Source organism: Sphingobium aromaticiconvertens, assembly GCF_037154075.1.
In the GTDB taxonomy this organism is placed as follows: Bacteria; Pseudomonadota; Alphaproteobacteria; order Sphingomonadales; family Sphingomonadaceae; genus Sphingobium; species Sphingobium aromaticiconvertens.
Map to the genome: position 1 here is coordinate 1,833,521 of NZ_JBANRJ010000001.1, position 15,175 is coordinate 1,848,695.

At 61.7% G+C, this 15,175-nt stretch carries 13 protein-coding genes; 8 read left to right on the plus strand and 5 right to left on the minus strand.

The genetic code is table 11. The features are described 5' to 3' along the window. Positions 1–172 precede the first annotated feature (172 nt). On the plus strand, positions 173–2,704 hold the full coding sequence (locus WFR25_RS08655) for a TonB-dependent receptor plug domain-containing protein (RefSeq protein WP_336970189.1): 2,532 nt from the start codon (positions 173–175) through the stop codon (positions 2,702–2,704). Positions 2,705–2,759: 55 nt separating this feature from the next. Here the strand turns inward: WFR25_RS08655 and WFR25_RS08660 are convergent, their stop codons facing one another. Beyond that, complete coding sequence (locus WFR25_RS08660) at positions 2,760–4,343, minus strand: M28 family metallopeptidase (RefSeq protein ID WP_336970191.1); 1,584 nt, start codon at positions 4,341–4,343, stop codon at positions 2,760–2,762. 139 nt (positions 4,344–4,482) lie between these two features. Here WFR25_RS08660 and WFR25_RS08665 point away from each other — a divergent pair, with 139 nt between their 5' ends. Both WFR25_RS08665 and WFR25_RS08670 read left to right on the plus strand, forming a co-directional pair. Beyond that, on the plus strand, positions 4,483–5,235 hold the full coding sequence (locus WFR25_RS08665) for a head GIN domain-containing protein (RefSeq protein ID WP_336970193.1): 753 nt from the start codon (positions 4,483–4,485) through the stop codon (positions 5,233–5,235). Beyond that, complete coding sequence (locus tag WFR25_RS08670; protein ID WP_336970195.1) at positions 5,187–5,933, plus strand: GIN domain-containing protein; 747 nt, start codon at positions 5,187–5,189, stop codon at positions 5,931–5,933. Before WFR25_RS08665 ends, WFR25_RS08670 begins: the two co-directional genes overlap by 49 nt. Before the next feature lie 3 nt (positions 5,934–5,936). On the opposite strand, the gene WFR25_RS08675 is transcribed toward WFR25_RS08670, so the two are convergent. Next, a complete protein-coding gene (locus WFR25_RS08675; RefSeq protein WP_336970197.1) occupies positions 5,937–6,182 on the minus strand; it encodes a hypothetical protein in 246 nt (81 codons plus the stop codon). Positions 6,183–6,308: 126 nt separating this feature from the next. On the opposite strand from WFR25_RS08675, the gene WFR25_RS08680 reads away from it, so the two are divergent. Beyond that, positions 6,309–7,616, plus strand: a complete 1,308-nt coding sequence (locus WFR25_RS08680; RefSeq protein WP_336970199.1) for a dicarboxylate/amino acid:cation symporter — start codon at positions 6,309–6,311, stop codon at positions 7,614–7,616. On the opposite strand, the gene WFR25_RS08685 is transcribed toward WFR25_RS08680, so the two are convergent. Beyond that, positions 7,613–9,718: a RelA/SpoT family protein gene (locus WFR25_RS08685; RefSeq protein ID WP_336970201.1), complete on the minus strand. Its 2,106-nt coding sequence runs from the start codon at positions 9,716–9,718 to the stop codon at positions 7,613–7,615. The two genes, WFR25_RS08680 and WFR25_RS08685, sit on opposite strands and share 4 nt — an antisense overlap. A 143-nt stretch (positions 9,719–9,861) precedes the next feature. Here WFR25_RS08685 and WFR25_RS08690 point away from each other — a divergent pair, with 143 nt between their 5' ends. Genes WFR25_RS08690 through WFR25_RS08700 form a run of 3 tightly spaced genes read left to right on the plus strand, consistent with a single transcriptional unit; the run spans position 9,862 to position 12,307 of the window. Next, a complete protein-coding gene (locus WFR25_RS08690) occupies positions 9,862–10,359 on the plus strand; it encodes a winged helix-turn-helix transcriptional regulator (RefSeq protein ID WP_336970203.1) in 498 nt (165 codons plus the stop codon). Positions 10,360–10,415: 56 nt separating this feature from the next. Continuing rightward, positions 10,416–11,510 (plus strand): sensor histidine kinase, encoded by a 1,095-nt coding sequence (locus tag WFR25_RS08695; RefSeq protein WP_336970204.1) that lies wholly within the window; start codon positions 10,416–10,418, stop codon positions 11,508–11,510. Continuing rightward, positions 11,507–12,307, plus strand: coding sequence for a LytR/AlgR family response regulator transcription factor (locus tag WFR25_RS08700; protein ID WP_336970206.1), 801 nt, complete (start codon positions 11,507–11,509; stop codon positions 12,305–12,307). The genes WFR25_RS08695 and WFR25_RS08700 overlap by 4 nt, the downstream gene beginning before the upstream one ends. Positions 12,308–12,313: 6 nt before the next feature. Here WFR25_RS08700 and WFR25_RS08705 read toward each other — a convergent pair whose 3' ends face one another. Continuing rightward, positions 12,314–12,760 carry a GtrA family protein gene (locus WFR25_RS08705; protein WP_336970208.1) on the minus strand — a complete coding sequence of 149 codons (447 nt, stop codon included), beginning with the start codon at positions 12,758–12,760 and terminating at the stop codon, positions 12,314–12,316. Between the two features lie 46 nt (positions 12,761–12,806). On the opposite strand from WFR25_RS08705, the gene WFR25_RS08710 reads away from it, so the two are divergent. Further along, positions 12,807–14,732, plus strand: coding sequence for a hypothetical protein (locus WFR25_RS08710; protein ID WP_336970209.1), 1,926 nt, complete (start codon positions 12,807–12,809; stop codon positions 14,730–14,732). Here WFR25_RS08710 and WFR25_RS08715 read toward each other — a convergent pair. After that, on the minus strand, positions 14,703–15,161 hold the full coding sequence (locus WFR25_RS08715; protein WP_336970210.1) for a nucleoside deaminase: 459 nt from the start codon (positions 15,159–15,161) through the stop codon (positions 14,703–14,705). The genes WFR25_RS08710 and WFR25_RS08715 overlap by 30 nt on opposite strands. Positions 15,162–15,175 lie beyond the last annotated feature (14 nt).

The window sequence follows — 15,175 nt, forward strand, 5'->3', positions numbered from 1 at the left end:
TTGCAATTGTGGATCGTGCCACCTTAAGACAATATGATGGATTGTCTTGCAGTTATAATGCAAGTAAATCTTTGAAAAATGTCATTTATATTTCGTTTTAGCTAGCGGACTTGTAACCGCCTGTTCGTCTCTAACCGTGCAATCAAAAAATTGATCACGGGGGTTTTGAGACATGAACAAACGGACTGCTATCAAGCTGTCGCTCATCATGGCGTCGTCCTGGTCCGCCTGTGCGTTGGCGCAGGCGGTGCCGCAGGTTGCGCCGCAGGTTGATGAGGGCGCTGAAATCATCGTCACCGGCACCCGCGCCGTCGGCACCCAGGCCGCCGACAGCGCCACGCCGATCCAGGTGTTGAGCGAAGATGCGATCAGCCGCGTCGGCCAGCCCAACCTCAATCAGGCGCTGACGCAGATCGTCCCGTCCTTCACGGCCCAGACGCAGGGCACGGACATGTCGAATTTCGCGCTGTCCGCCCGGCTGCGCGGCATCAGTCCCAATCACACGCTGCTGATGGTCAATGGCAAGCGCCGCCACGGCTCCAGCATCCTTCAGGTCATCGCCGGCCCATTCCAGGGGTCGGCTGCGCCCAGCCTCGACCTCATTCCGCCCGATGCCGTGGCGCGCGTGGAAATCCTTCAGGAAGGCGCTGCCGCCCAATATGGCACCGACGCGATTGCAGGCGTCATCAACCTGATCCTGAAGGACCAGACCGATGGTGGATCGCTCAAGGTCACGGGCGGACAATATTATGACAGCGAAGGCGAGCTTTGGAGCATCAGCGGCAATGCCGGCTTCAAGCTGGGCGAGGACGGCTTTTTCAACTTCACCGCTTTCCACCGTCGACAGAACCACACGACTGTAGGTGACGGGCAGGTACAGATCACCCGCCCCGACGGCACATTGCAGCCCAATGTTACCCAGCAATGGTCGAACCTTGCCGGCGATACGCTGGCGGGCATCAACGGCGGGCAGGCCAAGTCGGAACTCTCCATCCTCTTCTATAATATGGGCTATGATTTCGGCGGGATCGAATTTTACAGCTTTGGCGATATTTCGCGGCGGGTTGGCTACGCCTATCAGGGCTACCGTCATCCCGGCCGTATCTGTACCAACACCGGCGGCAATATTCCCGGCGCGACGGCCACCTATGATCCCAGCCTCTGCTTTGGCGATACCGGCGTGGTCGGCATGGTGCCGCAGCAAAAGGTCGTGCAGGATGAATATTCGATCACCGGCGGCGTCAAGGGCGAGGCGTCGGGCTGGAACTATGATCTGGGCGTGACCTATGGCCGCGACAAGAATGCCATCTATACGGTCGATTCCGCTAACCGCTCGCTCTACATCAACACCGGTTTCACCCCCAGCAGCTTCTATGACGGCCAGTTTGTGCTGTCGCAGCTGACCACCACGCTTGACGTCCGCAAGGAATTTGATGTCGGTCTGGGCGGACCGCTCAACTTCGCCTTCGGCGGCGAATATCGGCGGGAGAAATACGGCATCGGGATGGGTGACGAAGGGTCGATCTATCTGGAAGGTGGCCAGTCCTTCCCCGGCTATCGCGAAAGCGACGTCGGCAATTTCACCCGCCATGTGAAGGCGGGCTATATCGATGTGCTCGTCGAGCCGGTTGAAAAGTGGACGATCGATCTGGCGGGACGTTACGAAGATTACAGCGATTTCGGCGATACGCTGATCGGCAAGATCAACACCCGCTATGACTTCTCTGACGCCTTCGCCATTCGCGGCACGGCCAGCACCGGCTTCCGCGCCCCGACACTGGCGGAATCCAACTATTCGGCGACCAACGTCAGCCCGACCGGCGCCGTCCTGCAATTGCCGCCTTCCTCCGCGGCGGCGGGCCTGCTGGGCTTCAGCGCATTGAAGCCTGAAAAGTCGACCAACTTCTCCGCCGGTATCGTGGTGCGACCCATCCCCAAGCTGACGCTGACGGTCGATGGCTACTATATCAAGATCAAGGACCGCATCGCCGGTACGGCGCAGATCCGCGGCCTGGTCAATGGCGTGATCCAGCCCGGCAATCCGGCGCTGGGCGTGCCGACCGGCGCACAGGTGCTCGCCGCGATCGCCGCGCGGGGCGTGCCGCTCGACAATGTGCCCAACCTTGGCGTCGCGACCTTCACCAACGGTATCGACACCCGCACGATGGGCGTCGATGTGGCGCTGCGTTATCCCTTCGACCTTGGTTTCGGGCGTCTGGATTTGTCGCTGGCGGGTAACTATACCAAGACGAAGGTGACGAAGAACGCCATCCCCGGCCTCTTCAGCGCCCAGTCGGTCAGCTATATCGAGGATGCCTCGCCCGACTATAAGATCGTCTGGGGTGGCCTGTTCACCAGCGGCCGGTTTACGCTGAACCTGCGTGAAACCTTCTATGGCAGCAGCAGCCTTCTGGTGTTCCCGGCGATCAGCGGTACGCCCGCTTACACCGGCGTCGTGAAGTCCACGCCGATCACCGATCTTGAGGTCGGCTATGACTTTACCGACCATGTGACCTTCTCGCTGGGTGCGAACAACCTGTTCGACAAGCGGCCCGAAGTGCCCAAGCTGTTGGCGGGCTATACGATCCCGGCAGGTGTCTCGCCCTATGTGAATGGTTCGGGCGCCTATAATTCGCCCTATGGCCATGGCCCTTACGGCTCGTCGGGTGGCTATTATTACGCCCGTATCGACTTCAAATTCTAAAGAGGGAGCAAGGGGCCGGTCCGCAACGATGCGGACCGGCCCCTTTTTCGTTTCCCTATTTCACGAACCGTTTGAAGAAGCTGTCGTCATTCCATGTGGGTCGCGCGGGGCTGTTGGCGACGCGCAGGGCCATGGCAGTCACATAGTCGTTCATCTTGACTGCCTCATCCGTCATCACCGGCTGCTTCGCATCGTCGGCGGGGGAGTGGTAGATGTTAGCGCGCCACGCCTTTTCCTTCTCGGCTTCCGGCGTGCCCGCCTTGAACCCATATTTGAAGAAGAGCGCGGGGATGCCTTCGCGGATGAAGGCATATTGGTCGGAGCGGATGAAGGTGTTGCGGTCGGGGAAGGGATCGGGCGAGATGGGCAGGCTCATGGTCGCGCCGACCGCTTCTGCATCCTTGCCCAGCGAGCTCTGGTCATAGCCGAGCGGGGTCACGCTGGTCAGCGGGAAGATCGGCAGGGCCATGTCGAAATTAAGGTCGGCGACGATCGCCTTTTGCGGAACGGTGGGGCGTTTGGCGAAATAACGGGCGCCCAGCAGGCCCTTTTCCTCCGCAGTGACGACCGCGAACAGGATGGAGCGTTTTGGTTTCGCGCCACCGGTGCGCAGCTTCTTCGCGATTTCGATCAGGCTGGCGACGCCCGATGCATTATCGAGCGCGCCATTATAAATGGTGTCGCCGTTGATCGCGGTGCCGAGGCCCAACCCGTCGAGATGGGCGGAGAGGACGACATATTCGCTTTTCAGCTTCGGATCGCTGCCCGGCATGACCGCGATGATATTGGGTGAAGTGAGGTCGGATCGCCTGGCCGCGACGCTGGCCTTCAGACGCAGGGGGAGGGCGCGGCCGATGATCGGTTTCGAGGCGTCGGCGGCCGCGGCTATGGCGGCGAAGTCATGGCCTGATCCATGGAACAGCATCGCCGATTTTTCCGGGTCCAACTGTGCGTTCAGGAAGGGGGCGGCGCTTTCACGCATGGCGGGATCGCTGAAATACATGGCGGATTGTGACGACAGGGCGACCCGGCGCGACCAGGGGATTTCGACCTGATGCGGGGTGACGAGCGCGATCATGCCCAGCGCGCCCTGCTCGGCCAGCCATTTACCGCGTTCCGACCGGGCATGGGATTTGAGCGCGCCGGAGACATTGGCGGGGCCGCCAGAGATGACGACGACGATCTTGCCCTTCACATCCAGCCCGGCGAAATCGTCATAGCCGACTTCGGGCAGGTGCAAGCCATAGCCTGCGAAGACCAACGGCGCGTCGATCGTTTCGGGCACCGGGCCGCCAGAGCCACCAAATATGATGTCACCGGGGACTTTAAGCGCCGTTTCTCCCTTTGCACTGACCAGCGCGGCGCTGGAGCGGTCGGACAGGATCGTTTGTTCGATGAAACCGACGGGCTGTTTATAACCGTCCAGCCCGGCGGGTTTCAGGCCCAGCGCCTTGAACTGCGCGATCACATAGTCGGCCGCCTTGTCATAGCCGGGCGATCCGGTCAGCCGCCCCTGCAACGCGTCGTCCGCCAGAAAATCGACATGCTTCCACCAGTCGGTGCCCCGCGCGCTTTGCGCCGAGAGTGGTGCGGCAAGGGCAAGAGGGATCAGCGACAAACCGGTGAGAAGGGCGCGCATATATGGGCAACTCCTTGAAAAGGGGAAGGGATGGGACAGTGTCTTGTCGCGCGGGGATGGCGACTTGTCGAGAGCAACGAAAAAGAGGGTTGGAACCGCTACCAAGCTGTATTATGAATGCAACACAGTTTGGGAGAAGATGATGATGCGCCATCGTAATTTCGCCGTCCGCCTTGCCGTCGTTGCTGCGCTGGCCTCTGTCGCAGGGTGCTCAGATCGATCCGACAACAAGCAGTCAGGAAGCCCGGCATCCTGGGCCAGCGATCCGAAGGACTGGGCGGGCCTGAGCGAGTTCACCGGTATATCGGCGACCGGTCCCGACAATGTGGTGGTGACGAGAGGGCCGTTTGCCGTGCGGGTCGAGGGCGAGCCCAAGGCGATCGAGCAACTGGAAATGGGCGTCAGCGGCGATATGCTCAAGATCGGGCGCAAGCATCGGATGGGCGTGAGCTGGGGCGATGACAAGGGCGCGACCGTCCATGTGGCCTTGCCTTCGCTGGCGGCGGTGTCGCTGACCGGATCGGGCAATGTCACGATCGATAGTGCCAGAGGCGAAGGGCTGGACCTGTCGCTGACCGGATCGGGCGACCTGTCGGTTGCGGCCGTCGCGGTCAAGCAGGTGAAGGCGGACATTACCGGATCGGGCGAGATGACGCTGGCGGGCACTGCGGAACGGGGCAAGATTTCAACGACCGGATCGGGCGATTTCAAGGGGGATGGGCTGAAATTCGGCGCGGCCGAGGCGTCGGTGCTGGGATCGGGCGATATCGGCTTTGCGTCCGATGGTGCGATCGATATCAGCATCATGGGATCGGGCGATGTGACGGTGAAGGGCAAGGCGCAATGCAAAAAGTCGGTCATGGGATCGGGCGAAGTGCGCTGCGACGGCTAACGCCCCGGCTTATTGGGACGCTGGGTGTCGCCCTGACGGCGACGCCCGGCGCGGCGCTGGCGGATACACAGAGCTACACCATATCCAGCTTTGACAGCCTGCGGGTCGAGGCGCCGGTCAACGTCATTCTGACGACCGGGGGCGGATCGTCAGGGCGTGGGGAAGGGCCGCGCGCGACACTGGAAAGGCTGCGGGTCGAGGTGTCGGGCCGAGTGTTGAAGATCAGCATGGTGGCCGCGACTGGCGGTGGCCGTTCGGCTGGACCTGCGACGCTGCGCTTTTCCACCGGCGATCTGCGCCGGGTGATGCTGACCGGCGGCGGCTCTATAACGGTCAATCGGATGAAGGGTCTGTCGGGCGACATTGTGCTGGGCGGCAATGGCGACGTGACGATCCAGGCGGTGGATGTCGACCGGTTGACGGTGATGCTGGCGGGCGGTGGGCGCGCGACGCTGGCGGGACGCGCGGGTGTCGCGGACCTGCGTGTGTCGGGACCGGGCAGCATCGCCGCTGAAAAGCTGACCGCCCGCCAGTCGCGCCTGTCCAGCGACGGGCCGGGCGAAATCGCCGTGATCACCGCCGTTTCCGCCGATATCCGTTCAAGCGGATCGGGCGACGTCACCGTGCAGGGCAAGCCTGCCTGCACCGTGAAAAATCTGGGTACAGGGCGGATATACTGCGCTGGCGAGAGTTATTAGGATTTAGCGGACTTCCGACGCCTCGACCACGGGGCGGCTCTCACGGGTGCCGCGCATCGGCGGGCTACCGTCCCCGGCATTGATGATGACATGGTCGTCAAGCACTTCCACCAGCGTCCCCGCGAACGGGAAACCGTCGAAGCCGACCACGCGATAGCTGACCGTGTCGCCGACCTTGAAACTGGCCGCATCGAAATTGAAATCGAAAGGGCAGCTTTCGTCCGTGCCCTTTTCACCCATGGCTTGCATCGTGTCTCTCCTTGTCCCCCTATATGCCAACAGATGGACGGCATGGGAACCTGCTTGGAAGGCGGCGGGGGAAACAAGCGGCGGACCGATGGTTCCTCTGAAGACGAGCCGGGAGGAAAAGCAGGCATGGCGGACGCACAAGTCAGAACAGGGCTATACCGCTTTCCGCGTATGTCGCTGCAATGGCAGATGCTTGCGGGCTTTCTGATCGGGCTTGGTGCGGGCATGATCGTCTATATGACGGCCCCTGATACGCCGTGGGTAGATATCGTCACGCGCTATGTCACCGGACCCATCGGCCAGATATTCCTGCGCCTGCTGTTCATGCTGGTGATTCCGCTGCTCGCATCCGCGCTGATCGTCGGTATTGTCGAGATGGGGGAGATGAAGGCGTTGCGCCGGGTGGGTGTCCGCACGTTGATCTATACGGTGATCGTGTCCTCGATCGCGGTCGTCATCAGTCTGGCCGCCGTCAACCTGTTGCGACCGGGTGATGGTGTCGATCCGGCAATGGCACGGGCGATGCTGGCCGATGCGGGGCAGGGCGCACAGGCGATCTTGGCGCGGGGCGGCGAAACACCTACCGGCATCGCGGCGATCATCGCCATCGTTCCAGACAACATCGTCGCGGCCATGGGGCGCAATGACATATTGGCGGTGATGTTCTTCTCCCTGTTCTTCGGCATCGGCATGGTGCTGGTGCAAACGTCGGGTAGCGCGGCGTTGCTGACCGTTGTGGAGGGAATATTCGAGGTCGCGATGCGCCTGATCGGCATCGTCATCCGCATCGCGCCGCTCGCCATCGCCTGTTTCATGTTCAACCTGGCCGCACAATTCGGATGGGATTTGCTGGTGCGGCTGTCGGCTTATGTCGGGGTGGTGCTGCTGGCATTGGCGGTGCAGATGTTTGTCGTCTTCCCGCTGCTGATCGCCTTTCTGGCCCGTCGTTCGCCGCTGCGTTTCTTTGGCGCGGTGCATGAGGCGATGGTGATGGCTTTTGCCACCGCTTCCTCCAACGCAACGCTGCCCACGGCGCTGCGTGTTGCGGAGGACGAATTGCATCTGCCGCGACGTATATCGCGCTTCGTTCTGACCATTGGTGCGACTGCCAACCAGAATGGCACCGCGATGTTCGAAGGGGTGACGGTGCTGTTCCTCGCCCAGTTCTTTGGCGTTGACCTCAGTTTGAGCCAGCAGTTGATGGTCATGCTGGTGTGCATATTGGGTGGTGTCGGAACGGCCGGGGTGCCGGGTGGATCGCTGCCGGTGGTGGCGATGATCCTGGCGATGGTTGGCGTGCTGCCCGAGGGGATAGGGCTGGTGCTGGGCGTCGACCGGCTGCTCGATATGTGCCGCACGACGCTCAACGTCACCGGCGATCTGGTCGCGGCGACGGTGATTTCCGCCGGGGAGGAGCGGGCGGCTTCGGCCTAGACCCGATCCGCCTGCACCACGATGTCGAGCGCCCGCAGCGCCGACAAAATCCGCATGAGATGCGCGGCGTCAGCCACCTCCAGGTCAATGATGTCGGTGTGGAACGGCCCTTCGCGGTTGACCAGTTGCAGGTTGAGGATGTTCGCCTTGGTCGCGCCAAAGATATTGGCGACGGCCGCCAGCGCGCCGGGCTGGTTCTTGACGATGACCTGAAGGCGCGCGGTGCCGCCCTTTGATCCACTGTCCCAGGCCAGGTCGACCCAGTCAGCATCCTGCCCGTTCTCTAACGTCTTGCAATCGATCGTGTGGACTTCGATCGGTTCACCCGTGCGGCGGATGCCCACGATCCGATCGCCCGGCACCGGATGGCAGCAATCGCCCAGCCTGTAGGCGATGCCCGGCGTCAGCCCTCGGATCGACACCGGCGCGTGCTGGCGCGGATGCGCTTCCTCCATCCCCGCACCGCTGGTCGAGCCGGGGATCAGCGCCTCCATCACTTCTGAATCGAGCAAACGGTGCGTGGCGATGGCGATCATCAACGCGGATCGGTCTTCCAGCTTTAGCCGCTTGAGCGCGGCTTTCAGCGCCTTGTCGCCCAATTCCGACGCGAGATCGGCGGGGAAACGACCGATAATCTCTTCATAGAGCTTACCGCCCAGCGCGATCATTTCGCCCCGCTCCTTGTGGCGAATGTAGCGGCGGATGGCGGCGCGGGCCTTGCCGGTGATGGCAAAGGTCAGCCAGCCGGGCTGTGGCTCCTGTCCTTCTGACTTTAGAATCTCGACCTGATCGCCATTTTCAAGGCTGGTCCGCAACGGCACAACACGGCCATTGACCTTCGCGCCGACCGTCTGGTTGCCCAGCGACGTGTGAACCGCATAGGCGAAGTCCACCGGCGTCGAACCCTTGGGCAACTGATGCAGTTCGCCCTTGGGAGAGAAGGCGAAGATGCGGTCCTGATACATCGCCATGCGTGTATGTTCGAGCAGTTCGTCCGCGTCCTGGCTCTGCTCCAATATTTCGACCAGATCGCGCAGCCATGGCGCCTTCTGGTCGCGCACGTCGCCTTTCTGCTTGTAGGCCCAGTGGGCGGCGAGGCCGAATTCGCTGTCATGATGCATGTCGCGGCTGCGTATCTGCACCTCGATCCGCGCATTCTCGTTATGAATGACGGTGGTGTGCAGCGACTGATAGCCGTTGCGCTTGGGTGTCGAGATATAATCCTTGAACCGACCCGGCACCATCTTGAACGTCTGGTGGATGACGCCGAGCGCCCGATAGCAATCCTCCACCGTTTCGGTGATGACGCGAAAGGCGATGACATCGGTTAGCTGTTCAAAGCTGATGTGCCGTTCCTGCATCTTCCGCCAGATGGAGAAAGGATGCTTCTCGCGCCCCGATACCGTGACGGACAGGCCCGCGCTGCCGAGCAGCAATTGGAGTTGCGCGCCGATCCGGTCGACCTTGTCGTGGCCGCCCTCCTTCAACCGTTCCAGCCGCCTGGTGACGCTGTCATAGGCTTCCGGTTCCAGCTCGCGAAAGGCGAGCAACTGCATCTCGCGCATGAAGTCGTACATGCCGATCCGCTCGGCGAGCGGGGCGTATATGTCCATCGTCTCCTTGGCGATGCGCCGCCGCTTGGCTTCATTCTTGATGAAGTGCAGTGTCCGCATATTGTGGAGACGGTCGGCCAGCTTCACGATCAGGACGCGAATATCATCCGACATGGCGAGCAGGAATTTGCGCAGATTTTCCGCTGCGCGCTCATTCTCGGACTGTGCTTCGATCTTGGAGAGTTTGGTGACGCCATCGACCAGTCGCGCGACTTCTCCGCCGAAGGCGCTCTCAATCTCGTCATAGGTAACGAGCGTATCTTCGATCGTGTCGTGCAGCAGCGCGGTCACGATCGTCTGGTCGTCCAGATAGAGGTCGGTCAGGATTCCCGCCACCTCGATCGGATGGCTGAAATAGGGGTCGCCGCTGGCGCGCTTCTGGCTGCCATGCTTCTGGACGGAAAAGACATAAGCGCGGTTGATCATCGCTTCGTCCGCATCCGGATCGTAGCTTTTGACGCGCTCAACAAGTTCATACTGGCGTAACATCGTGATCTGACTTTGATGCAAGCGCCTTGCAGCGCAACAAAAAAATCCTTTTTCTGCGAATTGGTAGCAATGATGGGGCAATGTCCCGTGATTGGACACAGCGATTTTGCAATGGATGTTCATATGCACTATATGTCTCAATCATGACCCAGATTACCGCCCAGGATCTTGAACATTGCGCGCTCCCCAGTGCTCTTGAGGCGATGGGCGAGCGATGGTCCTTCCTCATTCTACGTGGAGCCATGTCGGGCATCCGCCATTTTGAGGAGTTTCAGTCGACACTGGGTATCGCCCGCAACATCCTTGCCAACCGTCTCGCGCGGCTGGTGGAAAACGGAATAATGCTGCGTCAGCCGATGCGCTGCGACCGCCGCAAGGTCGAGTATCTGCTGACCGAAAAAGGGCAGGAACTGGCGCCGGTGATGGTTGCACTGCGTCAATGGGGTGAGCGTTGGGGGAATGCCTGCACGCAGCAGTTTCTGGCCGACCGGCAGGATGCCCAGCCGATCCAGACGATCCGCATATTGTCCCATGACGGGCGCGTGCTGACGCTGGATGACCTGATGTGGGTATGCACGCATGATGATGCGGACATGCTTGATGTCGGGTGCGCGGCGCTCAAAGAGCCGGTGGCCGCCTGACCCCGGTGCGCGGGACGGCTTCACCCGTCCGCAAAATTCGCTTAAGCCTTGCGCCGATGGCCCCTACTCGCTTCCAGCCCCAACCCTTTTTCGCGGACAAGAATCGCGCTTTCTGGAATCTTCAGTCGCTGGGGTGGGGGGGGGCGTTCCTGCTTCGTGGTTCCTCCACTATTGCCAACGGCCAGCCGCTATCGACGCTGATCCCTGTCATGATTTCCACCGTCACCGGCTATTCGGTGACGCTGCTGATCGCGGTGGTGTTCCGCTGGTTGCAGCAGCAGCGGCCGATCGTCACCTGGGGCGTGTCGATCGTCATGGTCGTGGGCGCGGCGGCGCTGTGCGCCTTCATCGATGCCTGGGTCTTCTCGACCCAGAACCGCACCAGCGAGACGGCGGGATTGCAGCTATTCCTGGGGGCCTTCTACCTCAACATGACGCTGCTGGGCGCCTGGTCGGCGCTCTATTATGCGATCAACTTCTACCTGACGGTCGAGGAGCAGGCCGACCAGTTGCTGCATCTGGAAAATCAGGCGTCCAGCGCGCAACTGGCGATGTTACGCTACCAGCTCAATCCGCATTTTCTGTTCAATACGCTCAATTCCATCTCCACGCTGGTCTTGTTGAAGGAGACGGGCCGGGCCAATGCGATGCTGTCGCGCCTGTCCTCCTTCCTGCGCTACACGCTTATCAATGAGCCGACCGCGCAGGTGACGTTGGCGCAAGAGGTCGAGACGCTGAAACTCTATCTGGAGATCGAAAAGATGCGTTTCGAGGAGAGGCTGCGTCCCGTCTTCAACATCGATCCCGCCGTCGCCCATGCGCGACTGCCCTCCTTGTTGCTTCAACCGCTGGTCGAGAATGCGATCAAATATGCGGTGACACCCAAGGAGGAGGGAGCGGAAATCGCCATTACGGCGCAGCCTGCCGGTGAAAATGTCCGGATCGTCGTATCGGACACTGGACCGGGATTGAATGAGGGCCATGTCAGGCCGAACACATCGACCGGTGTGGGCCTCGCCAATATCCGCGATCGCCTATTTCAGGCTTTCGGGGAACGACAAAGCTTTGACGCGCGTTCCACACCGGGCGGATTTTCGGTTACGATCGAGATGCCGTTGAATATGGATGAACCATCGAAAGTGGCCGCATGACAATCAGAACAATCCTCGTCGATGACGAAAGCCTGGCCATCCAGGGCCTCAAGCTGCGTCTGGAACCGCATGAGGATGTCGAAATCGTCGAAACGTGCAGTAATGGCCGGGAAGCCATCCGCGCGATAAAGACGCACAAACCTGATCTTGTGTTCCTTGATATCCAGATGCCTGGCTTTGATGGCTTTTCCGTCGTTCAGGGAATGATGGAGATTGAGCCGCCGCTATTCATTTTCGTCACCGCTTATAGCGACCATGCCATCCGTGCGTTTGAGGCGCAGGCCGTCGACTATCTGATGAAGCCGGTGGAAGAGGATCGACTGGCCGACGCGCTGGACCGGGTGCGCCTGCGCTTGTCCGAGAAACGTCAGGTGCAGGAGGCCGAGCGGCTGCGCGAGGTGTTGGCCGAGGTTGCACCGCAGGCGATGAGCGATTTCGTCAGCGAGGATGACGCGCCGGCGTCCAATCGATTCGAAAAGCTGATCAACATCAAGGATCGCGGACAGATTTTCCGCGTGGACGTGGATTCGATCGAGCGGATCGATGCCGCGGGCGACTATATGTGCATCTACACCGCCGACAATTCACTGATTCTGCGGGAGACGATGAAGGATCTGGAAAAGCGGCTCGACCCGCGCAATTTTCAGCGCGTGCATCGCTCTACCATCGTTAATCTGAGTCAGGTGCGACAGGTGAAGCCCCACACCAATGGCGAATGTTTCCTGGTGCTGGAAAGCGGCGCACAGGTGAAGGTCAGCCGGTCTTATCGGGATGTCGTCGCCCGCTTCGTCCACTAACGGACGTCATTTGAACACCCACTGCCGGTTGAGGCCGAACACCACGGCTGGCGTTACGAAGATCATGGCCGGGATGGGCGACCATTCCGGCCATCGCATGAGGGTAACGCAGAGCGCGACCCATAGGGCGTTCAGGCCGAGGCTGATGAGGGACACGATGATGAAGCGGACGCTGCGCGCGCCCTGATTGTCGCGGTTGCCATGGTCGCGGAAGGTGAAGGCGCTGTGCAGGATATAGCCGATCGTGACGGCAGCGAGATAGCCGATCCCGTTCGCCACCTGTGGGTGAAGGCCGACAAGGGCCGCGAGGCACCAGTAGATTGCCGCCTGACAGGCTGTCACGAACAGGCCGGTCACGCCATAGCGCACCAGTTGCCAAAGCAAGGCTTGCTGCTCGGGGGGCAGGCGGGCCGGTGAGAGGCGGGCGGGCAACAGGCTGGCGATGATTTTCATGGAACGCCCCCGTTGCGCTTTGGAGTGGTTCGTCTAGTCCACGCGGATGATCTTGAAAAGTCGGGATGGCCTTCGCGGCCGTATCGCCACCGCAGGCGCTGGCCTGTCGGTCTGGGCAAACGCACATTGGAAATGGCTGACCTTCCTTATCTGGGTGGTCATTGCCGTGTGGTTTGTGGTGGTGCGCTGGCCCGCCATCCAGTGGCTGGTCCTGTCTGACACCGATGACAATATCCGCTATGTGCAGGTCAAGGACTGGCTGGCGGGGCAGGGCTGGTTCGATTTGCGGCAATATCGGCTGGACCCGCCGGGCGGGGCGAATATCCACTGGTCGCGATTGGTGGACCTACCCCTTGCCGGTCTGATCCTGTTTTTTCGTGCCTTTTTCGACGGGGCGCTGGCCGATCGGCTGGCCTGCGCCATTGCGCCACTGTTGCCGCTGCTGCTGCTGATGTGGAGCCTGGGCTTCATCGCCCGCCGTCTGACGGAGGGAGAGGAAAGCGCGGGCTGGGGCTGGATTATCGCCGTGCTGGCGCCGCTGGCAGCGCAGATGGGGCTGGGCATGTTCGCGCCGATGCGAATCGACCATCATGGCTGGCAACTGGCGCTGGCCGTCACGATGCTTGCGGGGCTTGTCGATCGGAGCTGGCTGCGGGGCGGCGTGGTCGCGGGGGTCAGCAGCGCGCTGTCGATCACGATCGGGATGGAGATGGTCGTCTATCTGGCGGCGGGCGGCGCGCTGATCGCGCTGCGCTGGGTGTTTCGCGAAGGGGCGGGGCGGCGGATGCTGCCCTATGCGCTCAGCCTGGGCGGGGCGACGTCGCTGCTGTTCCTGGTCTTTGCCAGCTACGATAATCGCCAGATGGTGTGCGATGCGATCTCACCGATCTGGGTCGCGATCTTTGCGGCAGCGTCGGCGGGCATGACCCTGCTGGCGCTGTTGCCCCCCCGAATCGGAAGGCTACGCGGCTGGCCGATGCGGCTGGGCGCTGGTGCGCTGGTGGGGGGGGCGGTCGCAGCCTTCGCCTGGATGAACTGGCCGCAATGTTTGAGCGGCCCCTATCAGATTTCGCCCGAACTTCAGCGCCTGTGGCTCGCCAATATCCGGGAGGCCAAGCCGATCACGGCGCAAGCGCGCAATGTCGTGGTGCCGCTGCTGGCGCTGCCGGTCGCCGGGCTGGTTAGCCTGGTCGTTGCGCTGTGGATGTCGCGCCGGGATAGCGAACGGCTCTGGGCCTGGGCGACCGTGGGCCTGATGATGCTCTTCTCCTCCGCGCTGCTCTTCTGGCAGTTGCGCGCCGGGCCTGCCGCCCAATTGCTGGCGATCCCCGCTGCGGCTTGGGGCATTTATGCGGCATTGAAGACATTGATATACGCCCGTCCGGCCTGGCGGATCGCTGGCGCTGTGGCGCTGGCGCTGCTGGGCGTGATCCTGTTCGCCTATCCGCTTTATCCGGAGGCCAACCGGTTGTGGGGCATGGCGAGCGGTGTTCCCAGTCCAGTACAGGCCAAGTCCAAGCTGCCCACCCGGCAGCAGCGGATTAACAAGGCCAATGGTCGATGCCGCACACTGCCCGCGTTGCAGGTATTGGACCAGCTTCCATCCGCGACGATCTTCACCATGGTCGATCTGGGGCCGCGTTTGCTGGCGACGACACATCATAGCGCGCTTGCCGGACCCTATCATCGCAATGGCAAGGCCATTCTGGACATTCACGCGGCTTTTGACGGCCAGCCAGAGGGGTTCCGCGCCATCGCCGCGCGGCATGGCGCGACCTATCTGCTCATCTGTCCAGACTTCCCGGAAGGCACCGTCTATCAGGCGCGCAGCCCGCGCGGTTTTTATGCCCAGTTGATGCGCGGCGAGATTCCCAAATGGCTGACGCCCGTGACGCTGAAGACAGGGCTGACGATGCCTTATACCCTGTACCGCATCACTTATTCAGCGCCGCCCGGCAAAAAAGCCCCTTAGCAGGCTGGCAGCTTCCTCTTCGGCAAGGCCGCCATAGATTTCCGGTTTGTGCAGACATTGGCGCTGGGCGAACACCCGTGCGCCTTGTTCGACACCACCGCCCTTGGGGTCGGACAGCGCATAATAGACGCGCGCGATGCGGGCGTGGGAGATGGCGCCCGCGCACATGGCGCAGGGTTCCAGCGTTACCCACAGGTCGCAATCGGCAAGGCGGAAGTCATTGAGGAGCGCAGCCGCGGCGCGGATGGCAACGATTTCCGCATGGGCGGTAGGATCATTATCGCGACGATTGCGATTCTCGCCCTCTGCGATGATCTGGCCGCCGCGCGTCACGACCGCGCCGATCGGTACTTCGCCTGCCTGCTCTGCCGCGCGGGCAAGGGCCAGCGCGCGGCGCATCGGATCGGGCAGGGGGAAGGGCGAGGCCATGACGCCCCGCCCTA

Coding starts and splice junctions, on each gene's coding strand:
- WFR25_RS08665 (WP_336970193.1), top strand. CDS start 4,483: ATGATGATGCGCCATCGTAATTTCGCCGTCCGCCTTGCCGTCGTTGCT.
- WFR25_RS08690 (WP_336970203.1), top strand. CDS start 9,862: ATGACCCAGATTACCGCCCAGGATCTTGAACATTGCGCGCTCCCCAGT.
- WFR25_RS08675 (WP_336970197.1), bottom strand. CDS start 6,182: ATGCAAGCCATGGGTGAAAAGGGCACGGACGAAAGCTGCCCTTTCGAT.
- WFR25_RS08680 (WP_336970199.1), top strand. CDS start 6,309: ATGGCGGACGCACAAGTCAGAACAGGGCTATACCGCTTTCCGCGTATG.
- WFR25_RS08695 (WP_336970204.1), top strand. CDS start 10,416: ATGGCCCCTACTCGCTTCCAGCCCCAACCCTTTTTCGCGGACAAGAAT.
- WFR25_RS08685 (WP_336970201.1), bottom strand. CDS start 9,718: ATGTTACGCCAGTATGAACTTGTTGAGCGCGTCAAAAGCTACGATCCG.
- WFR25_RS08705 (WP_336970208.1), bottom strand. CDS start 12,760: ATGAAAATCATCGCCAGCCTGTTGCCCGCCCGCCTCTCACCGGCCCGC.
- WFR25_RS08700 (WP_336970206.1), top strand. CDS start 11,507: ATGACAATCAGAACAATCCTCGTCGATGACGAAAGCCTGGCCATCCAG.
- WFR25_RS08710 (WP_336970209.1), top strand. CDS start 12,807: ATGATCTTGAAAAGTCGGGATGGCCTTCGCGGCCGTATCGCCACCGCA.
- WFR25_RS08715 (WP_336970210.1), bottom strand. CDS start 15,161: ATGGCCTCGCCCTTCCCCCTGCCCGATCCGATGCGCCGCGCGCTGGCC.
- WFR25_RS08660 (WP_336970191.1), bottom strand. CDS start 4,343: ATGCGCGCCCTTCTCACCGGTTTGTCGCTGATCCCTCTTGCCCTTGCC.
- WFR25_RS08670 (WP_336970195.1), top strand. CDS start 5,187: ATGCAAAAAGTCGGTCATGGGATCGGGCGAAGTGCGCTGCGACGGCTA.
- WFR25_RS08655 (WP_336970189.1), top strand. CDS start 173: ATGAACAAACGGACTGCTATCAAGCTGTCGCTCATCATGGCGTCGTCC.